The 841-nt window shown below is 35.0% G+C and carries 2 protein-coding genes; both read right to left on the reverse strand.

The genetic code is table 11. From position 1 onward, the window contains the following. On the reverse strand, nt 1-285 hold a 285-nt coding region (locus tag CQA62_RS06780), incomplete at its 3' end, for a hypothetical protein (RefSeq protein ID WP_170125577.1). A gap of 80 nt (nt 286-365) precedes the next feature. After that, the coding region (locus CQA62_RS06945) for a hypothetical protein (protein ID WP_170125578.1) at nt 366-841 on the reverse strand (476 nt) is incomplete at its 5' end.

Consider the following 841-nt stretch of genomic DNA (forward strand, 5'->3'; position numbering starts at 1 on the left):
AAATAAAAGCCAAAGTGAGAAAGTGCCACAAATTCCACTGATAATATAAATCCCTAACCCTTTCTCCCAAAAGTCTGGATTATCAGGAAATCCTAATGCTCTTGTAAGAGTTGCCCAAGGTAATGCAAAAAAGATAATTCCCAAACATTGTGGGCCATATTTTTTATACAAAAAAAGACTTAAACATATAAGAGCCAATAAATACCCAAAGATTAGGTTTGTATTAGGAAACAAATCTTTTGCAAAAACAAATATCCCATATATGACAACCGATAATACAAACATAGTTCTTGATACTCCTCTCTTATAAATCATCAGCCCAAAATTTATAATCATCAGTGTGATAAGGAGAATAGAATAAATTTTCACTTTCCACCCCTTTGTTGTTTGAAGATTTTTTGATATCTAATCTTAACTTGCTTAATAAAGTCTTGGCAGTTATTTATCGTAAGATAGTAATACTTAAACATCCCATATTTTTTCACATCTTCTACTGCTTGTCTCATAATTGCATCATCATAGTGTTTGCCATCTGTAGCCCTATATCTAGCAATCACACTAGGATCTGTTTCTGTGAAAAACTTGCCTATGGCTTTTGTTTTATAATATGCCCCATCTACTGGATCGTATGGATAATATGTTGCATCCGTTACCATTTCCCAATCAGTTGCAAACCCCACATTCCCACCTTCTTCATCTTCAAAGAAGATATGTTCGTGATGAAGCTTGTCTATTCCTTTTTCCCATTTTCCTTCTTTATCAAAACTTAACGCTCTCCTCCTTATCTCAGCATTCTCCCTCTCCCCTCTCCCTTCCCACTCTCCTAAATATGCCCTAGCAT

The sequence above is a fragment of the Helicobacter cholecystus genome (assembly GCF_003364215.1).
GTDB lineage: Bacteria > Campylobacterota > Campylobacteria > Campylobacterales > Helicobacteraceae > Helicobacter_G > Helicobacter_G cholecystus.